The sequence below is a fragment of the Flavobacterium sp. UBA7663 genome (assembly GCF_002483315.1).
Classification (GTDB): Bacteria; Bacteroidota; Bacteroidia; order Flavobacteriales; family Flavobacteriaceae; genus Flavobacterium.
In genome coordinates this window covers 1-17,547 of sequence record NZ_DLHR01000014.1, presented here as the reverse complement: position 1 = coordinate 17,547, position 17,547 = coordinate 1, and the positions used below count along the sequence as shown (strand labels likewise).

Below are 17,547 nucleotides of genomic sequence, written 5' to 3'. Positions count from 1 at the left end.
AAAATAAAAACAAAAGATTCCTTCTTTTTACTAAGTGTTTCGATTGTAAGGAATAATTTAGACATAATTCAGGTTTTATTTGTATCGTAAAATTCGACTAAAACCGGGCTATTTCCTATACGACATTTGACGTATTTGTAAAAAAAAAGAGTGGATTGATATCATATCAATCCACTCAAAGTAATCAAACTATAAAAAACAAATTAATTGTTTACTTTTATTTTTTCCACTTTTTTTCCTTTAAAAGCAAAAATGTATTCACCATCATCAGTAATATCTAGACCATCACCATATCTAGGACTTCCGCCTTTTCCTTTTGATTGAACTGAGCCTTTTGTTTCGCCATTTGTCATATCAATAGCGTGAAGGATATTTTTACTGTTTCTTTGGTCGCGTAAAAAGTAATTTCCATTTACATCGTAGAAATAATCAACACCTCTGATTTTCTCTGTTGCATAAGCTCTTGAACCATCTTTTTTATTGTAAGACGCTAATCCTTTTTCAGATAATACGATTACAGTTTCTCCAAAATCAATTACGTCGGTAGCTTTACCTACACCAGCATCGTTGTGTTTTACATCAAAAATTTGTTTTCCCGAAGCAATATCATAACAGTAGAATTGATCTCCATCTCCAACAAATACATTTTTGTTTTCATGAATGATGAAATCAGTAATACGTTTGTCAAACTTTTCCGAGCGCCAAGAAGTTGTTCCTGTTTTATCATCTATAGCTATTAAACTATTTTTTTGTGCTTTATAATCCCAATAAATGTAAGGAACATGAGAAGTGTAACTTCCTCCGTACAAACTTTGTTGTTGTTCTTTTCTATATTCTTGAACTTGTACTTTACCTCCAACTTGCACAATTACTTTGTCGCCTGTTCTGAAAATATTTGGCATAGAGAATGCACCTGTAATTTTCTCAGAAGTCCACATAATTTTACCACTTTCTAAATCGTGTTTTTGAACGTATTTAGCTCTATCTCTTCCGCCTAACATTACAATATACACGGCATTGTCTGTAAATAATGGGTCAGCAATAGTTCTATAATATTTTTTTTGAGTGGTATTAGAGAACATGCCTCCGCCTCCGCCATCCATATCATTTTCATACACCGATTCCCAAAGTTTTTGTCCTGAATTAATGTTGTAAACTTGTAATCCGTTTAAGTACATGAAAACTTTATCGCCTTTAATCCATAAATCTAAGATTGCTCTTCTAGTAACTAATTCTTTTTCTACAGTTCCTAAAAACGTATTTTCCCAAATGATTTCACCATTATTTGCGTTTAATTTCACCATTTGATTTTTAAATCCAGCAAACAAAGCACCTAATGCTGTTGGTTTAAAATTCACCATGATAATTTCATTCTTTTTCGCATCGTAAATATATTTTCCAACGCCCCCTTTGAATCGATTGGTTTCCCAAATTTTCTCACCAGTATTTGCCTTTACTAAAATAACAGAAGCTTTTTGTGAAATTAAAAAGGCATCTAATTCATGAATATATTTTACAGTTTCCAATTCTCCTTGGTCAGCACCATCCTCTGATTTAGTTCCTTTTGGAAGTAGATTTTGATACAATTCTGAATTCCATAATTCTTTTCCCGAAGCAATATCAATTACGGCAACACGATCTGTACCCATTTTTCTTTCGTCAAATAAAAATAAATATCCGCCATTGTCTTTCCAAATAGCATATTGATATTCACATTTGTTGGTTTTATTTGTTGTGATGTTTTTGTAATCACCATTCCAAATTAGTTTTCCTTCTCCGTTTAATACTGAGGCCGAGTTATCATCTGTGCCTAAAATGTAAGAACCGTCATGATTATTTATGGCCAATCTTGTTGCTTTATTACCAAATTCTGATTCCCATACAGTAGCAAAACTTCCCGATTTTTTAGAACCGCCACTTCCTTTGACTTTGTCTAATAATTTCCCAAATTGAGCAGTTGCAGGAGTAGTTCCTATAATTGCTATAAGAAGGGAATACATAATAAATGATTTTTTCATGAGTTTTGTTTTTAATGTTTAAAATGATATGTCATATCTGATTTTGTATCTTTTTTTCTTCTCTAATTTGAATTTAAATTTATGAGTAAGAATGTATTCCGACATGAAGTTTATAAAATCGATGTCATTTATAGTGCTATCTACTTTAAAAAAAGTGGCTACTTTACCGCTCTGAATTACTGTAATGTCAATGGTCATATTGCCAGTTATTTCAGAAAATCTCTTGTTTTTCTTTTTGATGAAATCAGAGGATTGAAACACTTCATGCATTTCGGTTGTTACCATTTTGGAAACTGTTTCTTCGTCGGTAAGAACGGGTCTTTGAGACCAAATGTGTTCGCTGTAAAAAAGAGTAATCACAAGGAATACAAAGGCAATTCTTATTTTCATAAATAATTTTATTTAATAAGTTTGCCAGTGTCTTTTTCTAATGTTAAATCTAAAGCAGTCTTATAAAGACGCAATGAACTTATTAATGATTTTTGAGTAAATCCACCTTCAGTCCAAAAATAATAGAAATAGGTAATGGTGTTTGTGCTTTCTGAATAGTAAGTTTTGATTAACGCTACTTCAGCATTTAATTTGTTTATTAATTCTAAAACATCTCTTTTAGGAGCTCCGTCAACAAGATTATAAACGCTACTAAATGTAATGAACCTCTTACTTGAATCAATATCAAGATAAACATTGTAAGTGTTTTTAATTTTTATATACGTGTCTTTAACTTCTACAATTTCTATATATGCGTTGTCGCAAGTTTCTTTTAAGAGTGAAGGAGTTACTTCAGCTGCATTAACTAACTTTTGAGCTGTTGCAAATTGAACAGAAATTAATAAAACAAATAGATAAAAGAATGGGGATAATTTTAAAGTTTTCATAATAGGGATTTTTTAATTATTAATAAATCAAAATTCACAAAAAATGGAAACTTATGAAATACGACAATTGCCGTATTTTAACAAAATTTTACAAAAGGGAGCTGATTTTGAATGGTTTTAATTTTTAAATCGAGTTGATTTAAGAATTTTTGATGGCTTTCTGTATTTGGATTAAAAGGGCGATGCTTTAATCCTTTTTGAATCGTACAAATTTCATTCATTAATCCAAATTCCGATTCCGAAATATAATTTTCAAAGAATTGAATCCAAATATAATCGACAGCTGTTTGATTGGGATGCAACATGTCTTCACCATAAAAACGATAATCACGCAATTCATCCATCATGATTTCATAAGCAGGAAAATAGGTGATGGGTGATGGGAGTCTGCTGATTGTTTTATGAATTGCAGTAATCAAATGCGCTTTACTCAATGTGTTTTCCACAAAACCATCTTTTATGTGACGAACTGGAGAAACCGTGAAAATAAATTTGCAATTTGGGTTAACCGAATGAATTATGGAAATGATACTTTGTAAACTTTCTTCGATTTGATTAATTGGAAGTAATTCTTTTGTAAACTGCTTTTGCGACACTTTATGACAATTGGAAACAATTTCGTTTGATTCTATATTTCTATACACCCACGACGTTCCTAATGTGATGATGATGTGAGTTGAATCGTTTAATTGTTGATGTGTTGCATCAATTAATTCGTTTAAAGAATTTAGAAAGGTATTTTTATCCGAATTTGATAATTCGGAATGGACTTCAAAACAATGCCATAAATCGTTATAATAGAAAATATCGTTTTCGGTAAATTTTCTATTTACAACACAACGACGAATTAACTTTTCTAACGAAACTGGATTGAAAACAATCCCAAACGGATTTACTGTTGTTTGGAATTTAAAATAGTTAAATTTCTCACCTATATTTTCAGCAAAACACGAACCTAATAACATGATTTTCGAATCGTAATCAATTGGAAAATTGCTTTTTTGAATGGGTATTTTGGTAGTGAATTGCAAATCATTTAGGTTTAGACTTCAAATTTAAACTACTTTTTACAAAAAACCAGTATTTTTACTAAGGATTTAATTCGCTAAAAAATGATTGAAAAAGAATACATTGAACCTAATGAAGGTTTTTCTCAAACGGTTGTAGTAAAAACAGGAAATTTTAAAACGCTTTACATTTCAGGACAAATAGGTGATGGTGCAAATTTAGAAGCACAAACCATTGCCACATTTCAAAATTTAGAAAAGCAACTTGAAAATTGCAATGCTACTTTTAAAGATGTAGTAAAAATGAATACCTACATCGTAAATTTTAATCCAGAAATCGACTTACCTATTTTTAGAAAAGTCAGAAAAGAATTTCTAGGTAATGAAAATTATCCAGCAAGTACTTTGGTTGGAGTGGAAAGTTTAGGTAGAAAAGAATGGTTGATTGAAATTGAAGCAATTGCTGTTATAGAATAAAAAAATCCCGATAAGTTTTTGGCTTTTCGGGATTTTTCTTTTTAAGGAGCTTAATTTTTAATTATAAATATATTGTATAGTGGAATTATTATCACTATTATCAAAATCTATATAAGTTTCAGTAGCAGGCATGTCATTACTATTGTATGTATAACTTGAGCTATCATCAAGATTGTCATCAATTGAAAAATCTAAAGAATTATTAACTATTCCAGGATAACCTCTTGTGTATTTTGGTGTTCCAATAGCAATTTTAGCAAAACCAGTTACATTAGTAAATGGACTTATCTTACTATCAAATGTAGTTTCTTCAACCCAGCTCACTTCAAAAGCTGTCCCTGGGTTTTCAGTTATTTCTTTTTTGTATGGTTGATTTCCATTAAAATAAATTGTTCCAGAAGCTACTGTGGTACTATTTGCTGTTGTAATAAAAGAAACTGTTCCATTTGAGTTATATGTGAAGTCATCTATTTCTATTTCGCCATCTTCATCAGTTCTGATTGATTTAATCAATCTACTACTTGAGTCATATTCATAATCAATAACCTCTTCGAAAGAAAAACCTGCACCATCATCGAAAAAATATTCTTCTTTAGTAATTAAATCTCCAGTATAAGTGTAGATTGTTTCGTCTCTAAAGTCTAAATCAGAACTTACATTAACAATTTTATTTCCATTGTATTCAAAACTAACTGTTTCAACAGTCCCGTCGTCATAGGTTTCAATAATTTTTGTTAATTGGGTTCCAGACGAAGTTGATGTATCATCTTCGCTAGAACATGAAATTAAAGTAAGTGCAACTGTACTAAAAAGGCAAAGTAGTTTTTTCATTTTTTGTTTTGTTTAATTTGTTGCTAATATAGAAAAAAACCTACAAAGGTTTTGTTTCTAAGTAGGTTTTTAAATAATTTAGAATCTTTCTATTTTTTCTATTTTACAAATTCAACAACTTTCTCCAAAGCCTCATTAATTCCATTCACATTTTTTCCTTTTCCTGATGCGAAGAAAGGTTGTCCACCACCATTTCCGTCGATGAATTTTCCTAATTCTCTAATTACGTTTCCAGCGTTTAATCCTTTTTCAGCGACTAATTCTTTTGAAATATAGCAATGAATATTTGGTGCATTATCTTCAATTGAAGCTAAGAATACAAAAGCATTTGGTTTTGAAGTTCCAATAGCTTGCGCTAAATCCTTAGTTGAACTCATAGATAAATCTACTTGTTTTGCTAAAAAGTTGATTCCATTTATTTCTTGGAAATCAGCAACTAATGTATTTTTTAATCCTTCGATTTTTTCTTTTACTAATTGCTCTAATTGTTTTTTTAACTTTGCATTATCATCTTGTAATGAAGCAACGGATTTTAAAACATCTTGCGGATTTTTCAATACTTCTTTGATTTCCGCTAACGTGTTTTCTTGCGAAGTGTAAAAATCTTTCACAGCATCACCCGTAATAGCTTCTATACGACGAATTCCAGCAGCAACAGCTCCTTCTGAAACAATTTTGAAATGCCAAATTTCAGCTGTATTTTTAACGTGAATTCCACCACATAACTCTTTACTGTCACCAAATTCAATCATACGAACAGAATCACCATATTTTTCACCAAACAAAGCCATTGCACCTTTATCTAATGCCTCTTTGATTGGAATATTTCTATGTTCTACCAATTGTAATTGTGCTTCGATTTGTTGATTCACACTTGCTTCCACCTGACGTAATTCTTCATCAGAAACTTTAGAAAAATGCGAAAAGTCAAAACGCAAATAATTTGGATTTACTAACGAACCTTTTTGCTCCACATGTGTTCCTAAAATAGTTCTCAAAGCTAAATGCATCAAATGCGTAGCCGAGTGATTTTTAGAAGTCGAAGTTCTTAAATCGGTCTTTACTTTAGCTACAAATCCAGCTTCAATATTTTCTGGAAGTTGTTTTGCGAAATGTAATATTAAGTTGTTTTCTTTTTTCGTATCAATAATCTCAATCGTTTCATTTGCCGAAACTAACGTTCCTTTATCACCAACTTGTCCACCACCTTCTGGATAGAACGGCGTATTATCTAAAACAATTTGGTACAAAACACCATCTTTTTTAGAATCTACTTTACGAATACGTGTAATTTTTACTTCATTCTCGGTTTTATCATAACCCACAAACGTTTCTACATTTCCTGGAATCAAAACGTTCCAATCTTCAGTAGAAACTTCAGAAGCGGCACGTGAACGGGCTTTTTGTTCTTGCATCGCAACATTGAAACCAGCTTCATCTAAATCGTATCCTTTTTCACGAAGAATTAAAGCCGTTAAGTCAATTGGGAAACCAAAAGTATCATACAATTCAAAGGCTTTTGCACCAGAAACTTCTTTTCCAGAGGTTTCAGCTACTACTTTATCTAACAATTGTAATCCTTGTTCTAAAGTTCTTAAGAAAGACGCTTCTTCTTCACGAATTACATTGGTAACCAATTGTTGTTGCGATTTAATCTCTGGGAAAAATTCGCCCATTTGATTCGCTAACACTTCTACCAATTTATTAATGAAAGGTTCTTTCGTACCTAAAAACGTAAATCCGTAACGAATCGCACGGCGTAAAATTCTACGAATTACATAACCAGCACCAGTATTTGATGGTAATTGTCCGTCAGCAATAGCAAAAGCTACCGCACGAACGTGGTCTACAATTACACGAATAGCAATGTTGGTTTTGTTTTGTTCTTCTGATATGTTTTTAACTTCGTTTGAAGTGTATTTTAAACCTGTAATTTGCTCTACTTTTTCAATAAGCGGTGTAAAAACATCGGTATCATAGTTTGATGTTTTTCCTTGTAATGCCATACACAAACGCTCAAATCCCATTCCGGTATCAACGTGTTGTGCTGGTAATTTTTCTAGTGAACCATCAGCTTTACGGTTGAATTCCATGAATACGTTGTTCCAAATTTCCACTACTTGTGGATGGTCGTTATTCACTAAACTTTTTCCAGAAACTAACGCTTTTTCAGCTTCGGTACGTAAATCAACGTGAATTTCAGAACAAGGTCCACATGGCCCTTGGTCGCCCATTTCCCAGAAATTGTCTTTTTTGTTTCCTAAAATAATTCGGTCTTCGCTAATTAATTCTTTCCAAATGTCCCAAGCTTCTTGATCAAATGGAACATTCTCATCTGGATTTCCTTCAAAAACAGAAACGTATAAATTTTCTTTTGGAATTTTATAAACTTCCGTTAATAATTGCCAAGCCCAATTGATAGCCTCTCTTTTGAAATAATCACCAAAAGACCAGTTACCTAACATTTCGAACATAGTGTGATGGTAAGTATCAAAACCTACATCTTCTAAATCATTATGCTTTCCAGAAACACGAAGACATTTTTGCGTATCGGCTATTCTTGGGCTTTTTGGAGTTCCATTGCCTAAGAAATATTCTTTGAATTGGGCCATTCCCGAGTTGTTAAACATCAAGGTTGGATCGTCTTTTAAAACGATTGGCGCAGAAGGAACAATTAAGTGTCCGTTAGATTCGAAGAATTGTAAAAACTGTTTACGAATGTCTTGTGATTTCATTATCAATTAGTTATTTCAAGTTTTGGTTATTGATTTTAGTAGGAATTTGGAATTAGATTTTCGAAAAATATCTCAACTAAAAAATAAAATAGCTTTAGAATGAAACATTTCTTAAATTTGTTCGTATAACCTATGTCAATCAATAAATTTGGCACAAAAATAGTATATTTTCATTTATGTCGAAGGTAAAATATTATTACGATTCAGAAAATTTAGCCTACAAGCGTATTCAGACAAGAAAAAGGAAGAAGTTTGGCTATGTTGTCTTGTTTTTGGTGTCTTCGGCTTTGTTTGGATTCTTGATTTTTTTGCTATTGATTAATACCAGTTATTTTGAAACGCCAAAAGATAAAATTCAAGCGAGAGAAATTGAAGCTTTAGCTTTAAATTATAAGGTTTTGAATAAGAAACTGGATTTGATGAATGAAGTTTTAGAAGCGATTGAAAATAGAGATAACAATATTTATAGAATATATTTTAATACAACTCCTATTTCAGAAGAAGAACGAAAAGCGGGTTTTGGAGGTGTAAACAGATACAAAGATTTGCAAGGATTTAATAATTCGGAGTTAATGGAAAACACAACAAAACGTGTGGATATTTTAACGAAAGAATTGGTAATTCAATCCAAATCGTTGGATGAAATTGTAGCGTTGGCAAAACAAAAAGAGAAGTTGTTAGCAGCAATTCCAGCAATTCAACCGGTTAAGAATGAGGATTTAAAACAAATGGCTTCGGGTTATGGTTATCGAAGTGATCCATTTACGAAAATTAGAAAATTCCATTACGGAATGGATTTTACCGCAAGAACTGGAACGCCAATTTACGCTACTGGAGATGGAGTTGTCTATAAAGCAGATGCTTCGTTATCAGGATACGGAAATCATATAGAAGTGAATCATGGTTATGGCTATAAAACATTGTATGCGCATTTAAGTAAATATAATTGTCGTCCAGGTCAAAGAGTAAAACGTGGAGATATTATTGGATATGTGGGAAGTACAGGAAGAAGTCAGGCGCCACATTTACACTACGAAGTGTTTAAAAATGGAGAACGTGTAAATCCGCTGAATTTCTATTATGGAAGTATTTCGGCAAAAGAATATATAGAGATTTCAAAATTAGCGAATCAAGAAAATCAATCGTTGGATTAACGATTTAAGATTGATGATTAACGATTTTAGAAGTTTTGAACTTGTAATTGAATTTGAATTTGAACTTGAAAAATGCATTTAGAATTAGCACCAGACAAAAGATATTATAGTATTGGCGAAATAGCCAAAGCTTTTAACGTAAATGCCTCCTTAATTCGTTTTTGGGATAAAGAATTTGATATTCTAAAACCAAAGAAAAACGCCAAAGGGAATCGTATGTTTACACCAGAAGATGTGAAGAATTTGCAATTGATTTATCATTTGGTAAAAGAGCGCGGATTTACATTAGAAGGTGCCAAAACACATTTGAAAGAAGGTCAGAAAAAAACCTTAGATAAATTTGAAATTATCAGTAAATTAGAAACAATTAAAGCTCAATTAAACACAATTAAAAATCAACTATAAACAATTAATAAACTTTTAAACTTAAAAAAATGATGAGAAAATTTTTGCCTTTTATTATCGGTGGTGGATTATTGTTAATCCTAGTATTTTGGTTCTTTAGTATCAAAAACGGAGCTGTTCGTGTAAATCAAGAAGTAAATAAAGAATGGGGAAATGTTGAAACTTCGTACCAAAGAAGAAATGACCTTATTGGAAATTTAGTTAAAACGGTTCAAGGTTCGGCTGATTTTGAAAAATCAACTTTAGAAGCAGTAATCAAAGCACGTTCTGAAGCGACTTCTGTAAAAATTGACCCAACGAATATGACACCAGAACAATTAACACAATTCAATCAAGCGCAAGGAAATTTAAATAGTTCTTTGTCAAGATTATTGGTGACTGTTGAGCAATATCCAGATTTAAAAGCAAATCAAAACTTCTTGAAATTACAAGATGAGTTAGCTAGTACAGAAAACCAAATCTTAACAGCAAGAACACGTTTCAACGAATCGGTTCAAAAATACAACAACTACATTTTGGTTTTCCCTAATTCTATTTTCTTAGGAAACTACAAAGAAAAACCATATTTCGATGCAGTTGCAGGTGCTGAAAAACCAGTGGATGTAGAATTTGATTTCAATAAAGAGAAAAAATAATGTCAAAAACCGAAGATTTCTTATCAAAAGCAGAAGAGCAAGAAATTGTTTTAGCTATTGTTGAAGCCGAAAAAAACACTTCAGGAGAAATTCGTGTGCACATTGAAGATCATACAGAAAAATCACCTCTTGACAGAGCTCAGGAGGTTTTTTTTGAATTGAAAATGGACGAAACACAAGATCGAAATGGCGTTTTGTTTTATGTGTGCGTTTCGGATAAAAAGTTTGCTATAATTGGCGATAAAGGAATCAACGAAGCAGTAGAATCTGATTTTTGGGATTGTACAAAAGATACAGTAATTGCTAACTTTAAAGAAGGCAACTTCAAGAAAGGCTTGGTAGAAGGAATTCTCAGAGCAGGCGAAAGATTGAAAAAATATTTCCCATATCAATCAGATGATACGAACGAATTGTCTAACGAAATCTCAAGAAGTTAATATGAAAAAGTTATTTTTATTTGTATTAGCTTTAAGCGGAATGATTGCTTATGCGCAGTTTGATATTCCAAAAAAACCTAGTTTTCAAACGAGTGTTTACGATTATGCCGATGTTTTAAATCCGCAAGAAGAAAAAGAGTTAGAAAATAAGTTAGTTCGCTATTCTGATTCAACTTCTACTCAAATTGTAGTAATTTCAGTTGAAGATTTAAAAGGAGAAGATATTGGTATTTTAACACCAAAATGGGCTCAGGAATGGGGAATAGGTCAAGAAAAAGAAGACAACGGAATTCTAATTCTTTTAGCAAAAACAGAAAGAAAAATATGGATTGCTCCAGGATACGGAGTAGAAGATAGACTAACCGCAGGAATCAACGGAGAACTTATCAGAAACATTATTATTCCAGAATTTAAAGCCGGAAGTTATTACACTGGTTTAGACAAAGGTGCCGATGCTATTTTTGAAGTTCTAAAGGGAAAATACAAAGGTTCTAGAAAAGAATCAAGTAATCCTTTACCATTCATCTTAATTGTAGTTTTTATTATTATTCTGTTAGTTTTAGCTTCCAGAGGAAATAAAGGCGGTGGAAATTTTAAAGGTGGCGGCGGCTTAGATTTAGGCGACATTATTATTTTAAGTAGCCTAGGGAGAAGCGGGGGCGGTTTTGGTGGTGGCGGAAGCTTTGGCGGTGGTTCATCAGGAGGATTTGGCGGCGGCTTCGGCGGTGGTGGATTCTCAGGTGGTGGCGCAGGCGGAAGTTGGTAATTTGAAATATAATTCTCTAACATTGTCATTCCGCCGAAGTAGGAATCTCCTACGAAGTAGGAATACTTTAAGCGAAGCGAAAAACAAACTTGCTCTTGATTTTTGAACTTGTACTTGAAATTAAAAATAAAAAACTCGTTAGCAATACTAACGAGTTTTTTATTTAATCTATAATCATAATGCCACCATCTTTTTTCTTACCACCAAATTTTTCTAATTTATAGGTTAAAGAAAACATCGCATATTGTTGTAAAACGGTATTTTCCATATCGGTAATGGCGGTTGGCGTAATCGTTCTTGTTGCGCTGATATTTTGATTTAAAACATCATACACTTTTACTTTGGCTAATAATTTGTCTTGAAAGAAATTATATCCCAAACTCAAATTCCATAAATAGAAATCTTTTTGAAAACCATCTGCTATATTAGAGTTGTAGTTGTAACCAAAATCACTTCCCAAAACTACTTTTTTAGGCCAATAACTTGTGATTTCTAACTTAGCACTGTGCTTGAAATTTTTAGTATTGTCAATTACGTAATTAGTAAAATCATTAGTAATATATGTGTATCGGTACGACGGACTAATCGTAATCATTTCATCAATTGACCAAGACATATTGGCTCTTGGATTTAAGGTTAATCCTTTTGATTCAAATAATGCTGCATTGGTTAATCCTTGATCATAATTGTAACCTAACTGCAAGCCTACACCATATTTAAACGTTCTTTTTTCTTTTTTTAATGATTTGTTTAAACTAAAACCAACATACGTATTATAAGCTCTGTCTACATTTTGATACGTTGTAGTTGCTTTAAAATCGGCATCATAAGTAGTAGAAGCTACAATTTGATTTACATTGTAATCTCCGCCAGCATAAGCATAAAAACCACTTCTGGTTGCATAATCATAATTGTTGAAGTTGGTATAAAGTGAGTAATTTTCGTTAGGTTTTAAATCAGCATTTCCAATTAGCGTATTTAATGGATTGCCTAAATTTTGAAATGGTAAGATTTGATTGGCACTAGGTAAATTTACTTCGTAAGAGTAGTAGGTGTAAAACGATTTTGATTTACCTAATGTAATGCTCAAATAACCATTCATTTTAGGGTACATATAGTTTTTATTTACTGTTGTTGTATTTGATAAATAGTTGGATTGATTATTAAAATTAATGATTTCTGTTCCCATAGAAAGACTTCCTCTAATTTTCTTTTTTCGGATGCTAATTCCAACCATTGGGGCTACAGATGAAGTTGTTGAAACAATATCGTTTGAAAGTAAATCGTTGTAGTTAGAATAGGCATTTAACCCGTTATCAAAGTCATATGTTTCTCTGGTATCTCTTGACTTTTTGTAACTGTAAGTAGTTTCAAAATTGAATACTAAAGAATCTCTTAAGGGTTCATTATAACCTATTTCGGCTCTGAAACTATCTTTTTTAGAATCGTCAATTCTGAATTGATTTCTATCATCATCTGAACTTCCAGATTGAAAAAAAGTTGTTGTTGTCTTAGTAAATAAATCAGATTCATTTTTGCTATTTTCGTTTTCAAATGAAGCACTAATCCCTCTGCCTTTTTTCTTTAAACCTCTATAAAAATAAATATTATTTTTAAAAGTGTTGTTTTGGCTTGACCAATTATTATCACTTGTATTTTCGTTTAAAGCGTTTCCTGTTTCATCAAATGTAGCATCAAAACCAGTGTTTTTGTTTTTAATTTCGCTTTTGGCAAAACTTGGACTCATATAAATGGTTGTGGTTGAATCTAATTTTATTTCAAAATCCATTCCTAAATTGTGTCCATCGGTTATAGATTTGGTTTTAGATTCTGCTAATGTGTTGGTGTTACCAGTTGGAAGTAAATTGATTCTATTGGTTCTGTTATTATTGTTAGTTTCTGCGTTTGAATAATAATAACTTCCGTTTGGATTAATTTTCTTTTTTGCCCATTCATCTGCAAAATTTATTCCAATCATATTGGATTGTGTAATTCCGTTATTACCTCCAAATTGCATTCCGTTAATACCAAAACTACCGTTATCATTTACCCATATTGAATTATTTCTCCCGCCGCCCATATTGTCGAAAATTTCATCCATTGAAAATCCAATAGAGTTTACGTTGTTAGAAGAACCTAAAACACTAATCTTCTGTGTATCTTTAAAATAATTGAAAAGCATACTCGATTCGTATCGTTCATCGGTTCCATAACCTACATTTGCTTTTCCAAAAACACCTTTATTTTTATCTTCCTGAATGGTTAAATTTATGGTTTTTTCATCTGAAGTAGCATTTTGCCCTGATAATTCTTCTTCTTTTGTTTTGGTGTCGGTTACTTGAACTTTACTAATTATTTCGGCTGGTAAATTTTGAGTGGCAATTTTACCATCTTTACCAAAGAAAGGTTTTCCGTTGACTAAAATATTATTGACTTCTTTTCCGTTGACGGTAATTTTACCTTCTTCATCTATTTCAACACCTGGAAGTTGTTTCAATAACGCTTCCACATTAGCATCAGGACGAACTTTAAACGACGAAGCATTAAATTCTAAAGTATCGTTTTTTATAGTAACCGGTGGTGCTTCAGATTGTATGACAACCTCTTTTAAAGAACTTACATTTTCTTCTAGTTTTATAAAACCAAAATCTTTGTCAGCTTTTAAGTTTTCAATTTTTTCTGTGTAGTCAATATAACCAATGTATGAAATTTTGAAATAAATGGCATTATCCATTTTTTTTGTCTTAAAAGTAAAATTTCCATTCTTGTCTGAAATGGTATAATCTATCAAAGTGGAATCTTTTACTGATTTCAAATAAATAGTTGCCGATTCAAGTGGAACAGAAGTGTTTTTGTCGATAATTTTTCCTTTTAAAGAAATGGTGTTTTGACTAAAACTGAAGATTGAGAATAAAAACAAGGCAAAGTAGGCGAGTTTCTGAAACATGAAAAAAGTTATTATTTAGTTTAAGTTCTAATTAACTGCGAATTAAAATATTTATTGTGTAAATAAAAATTTTCTTACGGAAATTTAACAATTGCCATTAAAAAAACCGAAGCGTTAACTTCGGTTTTCAACTATTTCTGTCTGAAATAAATATCTATTGGAACGCCACTAAAATTGTATTGTTCTCTTAATTTATTTTCGATAAAACGTTTATATGGATCTTTCACATATTGCGGTAAGTTGGCAAAAAACACAAACTGAGGAGTTGGTGTTGGCAACTGCATACAATATTTAATTTTCACATATTTTCCTTTTAAAGCAGGAGGTGGCGTTGCTTCAATAATTGGCAACATCAACTCGTTGAATTTTGAAGTCGAAATACGTTGTTTTCTGTTTTCAAACACTTCAACTGCTGTTTCTAATGCTTTTAGTAAACGTTGTTTCGTTAAAGCCGAGATAAAAAGAATAGGCACATCGGTAAATGGCTGTAATTCTTCTCTAATCTTACGTTCGTAATCACGAGTAGTCATGGTGTCTTTTTCTACCAAATCCCATTTGTTTACTAAGATAACAACTCCTTTACGGTTTTTTTCGGCCAACCAAAAAATACTTTGATCTTGTCCTTCAAATCCACGAGTGGCATCAATAACTAACAAACAAACATCACTGTGTTCAATAGCTCTAACCGAACGCATTACTGAGTAAAATTCTAAATCTTCTTTTACTTTCGCTTTACGTCTAATTCCAGCAGTATCGACCAAGTTGAATTCAAATCCAAAACGGTTGTATTTTGTGTCAATTGCATCACGAGTAGTTCCAGCAATGTCGGTTACCACAAATCTATCTTCGCCAATTAAAGCATTAATAAATGATGATTTACCTGCGTTTGGTCTTCCTACAACACAAAAACGTGGTAATGGTTCTACTTCTTCAGTAACTTCTGGCATTTCAGGTAATACTTCGACTAATTTGTCTAAAAGTTCTCCTGTTCCGCTTCCGCTCATTCCCGAAATCGTGTAATATTCTCCTAATCCTAAGTTGTAAAATTCAACAGCGTCTTTTTCACGCATGGCATTATCTACTTTGTTAATCACTAACAAAACAGGTTTTTTAACTTTACGAAGTAATTTAGCCACTTCGTCATCCATAGGTGTAATACCTTCTTCCACATCCACAATAAAGATAATAGCATCTGCTTCATCAATAGCTAATTCTACTTGACGACGAATTTCCGCCTCAAAAATATCGTCCGAACCTTTGATATAACCTCCAGTATCAATTACAGAAAACTCCTTTCCGTTCCACTCACTTTTTCCATAATTTCTATCACGCGTAACACCGCTTACCGAGTCAACAATAGCTTCTCTTCGCTGAATTAAACGATTAAAAAATGTGGATTTTCCAACATTTGGTCTTCCTACAATGGCAACAATATTATTCATAATCTTATTTTGAATCGGCAAAAGTACGATTTTTTTTGGAGCTTTTTCCAGCTATCCACTACAACTCCACAATTTTAGCTCTTTTTTTCTAAATTTATTCGGTCAGCTTCTAAGGTCGCTGGCCAAATAAAAAGAAAAAATAGGTCAAAAATTTGCGAGGTTTCCGTTTTTATCTGGGCTAGGATGTAAAATTCTATCAATATTTGTTAAAAATTTATATATTAGCCTCAAAATCAGAAGAAATGGAGCCTGAAAAAAGTATTGCACTACGACCAAAGTTTGAAGTCGAATCAAAAAATAGTGTCGATAAAATTTTAGAAAAAGCAAAACAGCTAAAAACCGAATTAAAAGCCGATTACCAAATTAAAATAATTGATGAGCATTTGTATTTTTATTTCAGCAAAGAAAAACGAAAATACTATTCGCCTTTTTTACATTTGGAATTAGAAGCTAATGAAGATAAGACAACAGTAAAAGGTCTTTTTGGTCCAGAGCAATTGTTGTGGACGCTTTTTATGTTTCTACACTTTATCATTGCAGGATTGTTTTTAGTTTTTGCTATGATGGCTTACACGCATTGGTCACTAAAACAATCGATAGTGTTAGATATAGTGGTAATTTCCTTTATGGTTGTTTTTTGGATATTGCTTTATTTCATCGCTAGAATAAACCGAGAAAAAGGTGTGCCGCAAATGCACGAATTAGAAGATTTGATGTATAAGATTTTGGAATAAAAAAACCTGACGAGTATTCATCAGGCATCTTTTATCTTTCTTCTTTGCTCTTTCTTCTTACTTCTGGTTATACCCAAAACGTTTTAATTGGTAAGCACTGCTTCTCCAATCTTTATTTACTTTTACATAAGTAGCCAAGTGAATTTGTTTGCCAAAGAATTTTTCTAAATCTTCTCTTGCTTGAATGCCTACACGTTTTAAAGCAGCGCCTTTGTGACCAATGATAATTCCTTTCTGCGTATCGCGTTCTACCATAATTACGGCACGAATTCTAATAATGTTATCGTCTTCGATAAATTCTTCCGTTTCAATTTCTACGGCATATGGAATTTCTTTATCGTAATTTAACAAGATTTTCTCACGAATAGTTTCGTTAACGAAGAAACGTTCGGGTTTATCGGTTAACGCATCTTTAGGGTAAAATGCTGGAGAAACAGGAAGTAATTCGATGATTCTATCAAAAACAGTTTGTACATTAAAATTCTCTAATGCCGAAATAGGAAAAAGTTCTGCATTAGGTACTTTTTCTTTCCAAGCTTGCACTTGTTCTTCTAATTGTTCTTGATTCGATTTATCAATTTTATTTAATAACAACAAAACTGGGATTTTAGAATGGATAATTTTATTAAAAAACGCTTCATCTTTTAATTCTTTTTCTCCAATTTCCACCATATAAACCAAAATGTCAGCATCTTCAAAAGCCGATTTTACAAAATCCATCATCGAATTTTGCAATTCATACGCTGGTTTTATAATTCCAGGCGTATCTGAAAATAAAACTTGAAAATCATCTCCATTTACAATTCCCAGAATACGGTGTCTTGTAGTTTGTGCTTTCGATGTAATAATAGAAAGACGCTCACCTACAAACGCATTCATAAGAGTTGATTTTCCTACATTCGGATTTCCAATAATATTTACATAACCTGCTCTGTGCTCCATTTCAATATATTTATGGGTACAAAGGTAGTGATAACGCCTGAAATAGTAGAAAGAAAACATTATTTTTAAAAAAGTCTTGTAATTTTAAATAAAGATTGTACCTTTGCACTCACAAATCGCGGGATAGAGCAGTAGGCAG

General features: G+C 32.1%; 16 protein-coding genes. 7 read left to right on the top strand and 9 right to left on the bottom strand.

The features are described 5' to 3' along the window. Nucleotides 1–203: 203 nt before the first annotated feature. The 4 genes from B2741_RS03905 to B2741_RS03890 form a co-directional block, all read right to left on the bottom strand. Nucleotides 204–2,018 carry a PQQ-binding-like beta-propeller repeat protein gene (locus B2741_RS03905; RefSeq protein ID WP_291135622.1) on the bottom strand — a complete coding sequence of 605 codons (1,815 nt, stop codon included), beginning with the start codon at nucleotides 2,016–2,018 and terminating at the stop codon, nucleotides 204–206. A gap of 18 nt (nucleotides 2,019–2,036) precedes the next feature. Beyond that, the gene (locus tag B2741_RS03900) at nucleotides 2,037–2,408 is read right to left on the bottom strand and encodes a hypothetical protein (protein ID WP_291135620.1); all 372 of its coding nucleotides are present in this window, start codon (nucleotides 2,406–2,408) and stop codon (nucleotides 2,037–2,039) included. Between the two features lie 8 nt (nucleotides 2,409–2,416). Further along, nucleotides 2,417–2,896 (bottom strand): YbjN domain-containing protein, encoded by a 480-nt coding sequence (locus B2741_RS03895; protein WP_291135618.1) that lies wholly within the window; start codon nucleotides 2,894–2,896, stop codon nucleotides 2,417–2,419. A 77-nt stretch (nucleotides 2,897–2,973) separates the two neighbouring features. Then, nucleotides 2,974–3,927 (bottom strand): GSCFA domain-containing protein, encoded by a 954-nt coding sequence (locus B2741_RS03890; RefSeq protein ID WP_291135616.1) that lies wholly within the window; start codon nucleotides 3,925–3,927, stop codon nucleotides 2,974–2,976. 81 nt (nucleotides 3,928–4,008) lie between these two features. Here B2741_RS03890 and B2741_RS03885 point away from each other — a divergent pair, with 81 nt between their 5' ends. Continuing rightward, on the top strand, nucleotides 4,009–4,380 hold the full coding sequence (locus B2741_RS03885; RefSeq protein ID WP_291135614.1) for a RidA family protein: 372 nt from the start codon (nucleotides 4,009–4,011) through the stop codon (nucleotides 4,378–4,380). Nucleotides 4,381–4,437: 57 nt separating this feature from the next. On the opposite strand, the gene B2741_RS03880 is transcribed toward B2741_RS03885, so the two are convergent. Together B2741_RS03880 and alaS are read right to left on the bottom strand one after the other, a co-directional pair. Further along, nucleotides 4,438–5,211, bottom strand: a complete 774-nt coding sequence (locus B2741_RS03880; RefSeq protein WP_291135612.1) for a hypothetical protein — start codon at nucleotides 5,209–5,211, stop codon at nucleotides 4,438–4,440. A gap of 98 nt (nucleotides 5,212–5,309) precedes the next feature. Further along, nucleotides 5,310–7,946, bottom strand: a complete 2,637-nt coding sequence (gene alaS, locus B2741_RS03875) for an alanine--tRNA ligase (protein WP_291135610.1) — start codon at nucleotides 7,944–7,946, stop codon at nucleotides 5,310–5,312. A 176-nt stretch (nucleotides 7,947–8,122) separates the two neighbouring features. On the opposite strand from alaS, the gene B2741_RS03870 reads away from it, so the two are divergent. The 5 genes from B2741_RS03870 (at nucleotide 8,123) to B2741_RS03850 (ending at nucleotide 11,343) form a co-directional block, all read left to right on the top strand. After that, nucleotides 8,123–9,100, top strand: coding sequence for a M23 family metallopeptidase (locus tag B2741_RS03870; RefSeq protein ID WP_291135608.1), 978 nt, complete (start codon nucleotides 8,123–8,125; stop codon nucleotides 9,098–9,100). 72 nt (nucleotides 9,101–9,172) lie between these two features. Next, entirely contained in the window at nucleotides 9,173–9,505 is a 333-nt protein-coding gene (locus B2741_RS03865) for a MerR family transcriptional regulator (protein ID WP_133608073.1), read from the top strand. Between the two features lie 32 nt (nucleotides 9,506–9,537). Beyond that, a complete protein-coding gene (locus B2741_RS03860) occupies nucleotides 9,538–10,140 on the top strand; it encodes a LemA family protein (RefSeq protein WP_133609426.1) in 603 nt (200 codons plus the stop codon). After that, nucleotides 10,140–10,577: a TPM domain-containing protein gene (locus B2741_RS03855; RefSeq protein ID WP_291135606.1), complete on the top strand. Its 438-nt coding sequence runs from the start codon at nucleotides 10,140–10,142 to the stop codon at nucleotides 10,575–10,577. Before B2741_RS03860 ends, B2741_RS03855 begins: the two co-directional genes overlap by 1 nt. 1 nt (nucleotide 10,578) lies before the next feature. Further along, a complete protein-coding gene (locus B2741_RS03850) occupies nucleotides 10,579–11,343 on the top strand; it encodes a TPM domain-containing protein (RefSeq protein WP_291135605.1) in 765 nt (254 codons plus the stop codon). 163 nt (nucleotides 11,344–11,506) lie between these two features. Here B2741_RS03850 and B2741_RS03845 read toward each other — a convergent pair whose 3' ends face one another. After that, nucleotides 11,507–14,290, bottom strand: a complete 2,784-nt coding sequence (locus B2741_RS03845) for an outer membrane beta-barrel protein (RefSeq protein WP_291135604.1) — start codon at nucleotides 14,288–14,290, stop codon at nucleotides 11,507–11,509. A gap of 131 nt (nucleotides 14,291–14,421) precedes the next feature. Further along, nucleotides 14,422–15,732 carry a ribosome biogenesis GTPase Der gene (gene der, locus B2741_RS03840; protein ID WP_133608063.1) on the bottom strand — a complete coding sequence of 437 codons (1,311 nt, stop codon included), beginning with the start codon at nucleotides 15,730–15,732 and terminating at the stop codon, nucleotides 14,422–14,424. 242 nt (nucleotides 15,733–15,974) lie between these two features. On the opposite strand from der, the gene B2741_RS03835 reads away from it, so the two are divergent. Further along, nucleotides 15,975–16,466 carry a hypothetical protein gene (locus B2741_RS03835; protein ID WP_291135601.1) on the top strand — a complete coding sequence of 164 codons (492 nt, stop codon included), beginning with the start codon at nucleotides 15,975–15,977 and terminating at the stop codon, nucleotides 16,464–16,466. A gap of 57 nt (nucleotides 16,467–16,523) precedes the next feature. Here the strand turns inward: B2741_RS03835 and era are convergent, their stop codons facing one another. Continuing rightward, on the bottom strand, nucleotides 16,524–17,408 hold the full coding sequence (era, locus tag B2741_RS03830; protein WP_133608057.1) for a GTPase Era: 885 nt from the start codon (nucleotides 17,406–17,408) through the stop codon (nucleotides 16,524–16,526). Nucleotides 17,409–17,547: the final 139 nt, after the last annotated feature.